The sequence below is a fragment of the Chamaesiphon sp. VAR_48_metabat_403 genome (assembly GCF_031422475.1).
Lineage (GTDB): Bacteria > Cyanobacteriota > Cyanobacteriia > Cyanobacteriales > Chamaesiphonaceae > Chamaesiphon.
In genome coordinates this window covers 1-2,616 of the sequence record NZ_JANPLS010000509.1, presented here as the reverse complement: position 1 = coordinate 2,616, position 2,616 = coordinate 1, and the positions used below count along the sequence as shown (strand labels likewise).

Sequence of the window (2,616 nt, the reverse complement as noted above, 5' to 3'; positions counted from 1 at the left end):
GTATTTAAGCGGTGTGGAGCAGACGACTGGTGTGGTGGTTAGTTGCTGCATCAGGCTGCTATTACCCACTTTTTGACCGCCAGTAATCGCAATCTGACGCTCCGATCGCGTTAGATTATTCGTAGCTCGAATTAATTGTTGTTTGAATCGATCGATCTGGGGATAATCGGGACTTTCGATCGTGAGTTGACCGATGACTAATTCTACCTGCTGGATCGCTCGATCGAGTGTTGCCCGATCGATATCGATCTTCGCGGCTGGCACTTGCGATCTATTCCCGTGCTGAGTGTACCACCAGTACCCGCCACCTGCGGCCATCGTCCCTAAAGTTAACCACTCACCAACGCCAGATAGACTGTGCGCGACACTATCCAAACCCCACAAACCTACTGTCAACCCAATCCCACCAATTAAAAGCGGACGCTGCAATTGTACACTCATAAAAGCCCCTAATAGAGTCACGATCCTTATCTTTTAGACTACCCGATTTGGACTCATTCGATCGAGCGGAATCCCGATCTTTACGTAAGTTAAAGATGGGGGACGGGGTGACTGGGTGACTGGGATCATGGATTTATTTTTACTCCCCGCTCCCCGCTCCCCGCTCCTTCTCTCTGGTTAATTCGATCGTAATTTTGCCGCCAAAATCGGGAATGGGTGCAGCGAGCTTGTGTAATTTCAGCTCGACTTGCCGCACCATGTCGTGAGCTAAGACGTTAGTGACGATCGTTTCGGCAAGCTTTTCGACGAGAGCAAACTTAGCAGTTGCAATTATCTCTTTAACTGCCGAAATGATACTGCGATAGTCTAGTGTATCTTCGATTCGATCGCTTTGACCCGCAGGAGCAAGATCGATACCGATTCGCAAATCGACTTCAAACCATTGTCCGAGAATTTGTTCTTCATGCAAATATCCGGTATAACCGTAACACCGGATTCCTGTTAGTTGAATTACGTCCATATATTAGCCAGAATTACAAAATATCGGCATGAATAAACCCTTACAGTTGAAAGCAAGGGTTAAAACTGACGATGGGGAAAATCGATCCTAATTAATTCCCGTCCAATTGCCCTGATTGAGTTCGTTCCAAACTTCATCGATGAGCATCCCCGAATTTTCACCATTACCGAGATTGTGAAGATCGATCGAGTCATCCATCAACCCATCGGACATGCCATGATGCTCAAAACCGAGTAAATCGTGCTCGGAAAAATCTAGACTTAGATCGGTGAGATCTAGCTCCATCATGCCATTTGGGGCAGCAACCCCTCGATCTTTATCGACGAGATCGAAGTCAAAGGCAATCTCATCCAAACTGCCACTATGGGAAATACTCGGCTCGGCATGATGTTCTTCCAGTTCTAGTGGGGTATCGGCCAAATGTGGCACGATTGTCGGCTCTGAGACTGCTGGCTGGGGGGCTGGGGTTGCCACTGCTGTCGTCGCGGCTACCGTGCCGATTGCCGCCATCCCGGCTATTGGTAATGCTACTGAAAGCGGATCGAGTGCTGCCTGACTTTCGACTGGAGTAGCATTGACATTGACAGTATGGTTGCGATCGAAATCCGAATTATCGGTTGCTGATAGGTGAGGTGGTGGTGGGGGTTGCGGAACCGTTTGCCCCATTAATGGAGTTGGTACGGGTGCCCCAGCAGACGCGTTGGTGCTAGTAGTGGCTTGGGCGGAGAGATTTGACTCATCTGGACAAAATTCTAAACACAGCCTAATCCGACCCTTTTGCCAGCCTTTAGACCCAAATCTCAGGGCTTCACATTCTAGACCCTCTGGCGTAAACCAGCCGTTATTTTCTTCACTCCAGTTGGCGATAGCTTGTTTGAGATGACTTTCGATTGCCTCATTTAACTCGCCGACTCTAAAGGTGCGATGACCGCTCAATACTGGTGTGTCGTGCTGGACGGAAATAACTTCGCCACTTTCCAAAGACTCAAAACGATGGTTCATCATAATCTCCAATAACTGCGACCTTTGTATATATTCGAGCTAGCTAACGATCGGTATTCACCCCGATCGCTAACATAATATTACATAAACCACCCATAGCTGTGTAATCCTTTACCCAGTAAGTTGACCCCAAGGTAACAAATCCAGACGATGGCAAAGCCAACTGTGGCTAAAATGGCGGGTTTGCGTCCTTGCCAGCCTTTAGTAATTCGCGAGTGCAAGTACGCAGCAAACACCAACCACAAAATTAACGCCCAAGTTTCTTTAGGATCCCAGCTCCAATAAGAACCCCAAGCTTCATTTGCCCATACGCCACCAGCAATAATGCCAATGGTGAGTAAGGGAAATCCTAAACCGATAATCCGATAGCTAATATTGTCTAGGGTATCTGCCAAACTCAATCGTTGTGGTGTTAATGTTGCTGTTGCCGCCATCGTTGGTAATTCTAATACTGCGGTTTGCCCCAAATCGCTCGTATTTATTGGCATGACAGCACTAGTATTATCTACAGCCAGATTCTGAGTCGCTAAACTACTAGTCAAGCGATAACCGCTCCCACCAAACGAACTCCCCCGCAGTTCGATTTCTTGTCCGCGCGTGACGAACAAAAAGGCGATCGCCAGTACAGATCCGACTAATAAAGTGGCATAAGA

General features: G+C 47.8%; 3 protein-coding genes and 1 pseudogene. All 4 read right to left on the bottom strand.

Going from position 1 to position 2,616, the window contains the following annotated elements:
• Positions 1–441: pseudogene (locus RMO79_RS23825) on the bottom strand (hypothetical protein); the annotation flags it as partial.
• Positions 442–580: 139 nt separating this feature from the next.
• Positions 581–961: a dihydroneopterin aldolase gene (gene folB, locus RMO79_RS23820; RefSeq protein WP_310485757.1), complete on the bottom strand. Its 381-nt coding sequence runs from the start codon at positions 959–961 to the stop codon at positions 581–583.
• A gap of 87 nt (positions 962–1,048) precedes the next feature.
• On the bottom strand, positions 1,049–1,966 hold the full coding sequence (locus RMO79_RS23815; protein WP_310485756.1) for a KGK domain-containing protein: 918 nt from the start codon (positions 1,964–1,966) through the stop codon (positions 1,049–1,051).
• A gap of 77 nt (positions 1,967–2,043) precedes the next feature.
• The coding region (gene ccsB / locus RMO79_RS23810) for a c-type cytochrome biogenesis protein CcsB (protein ID WP_310485755.1) at positions 2,044–2,616 on the bottom strand (573 nt) is incomplete at its 5' end.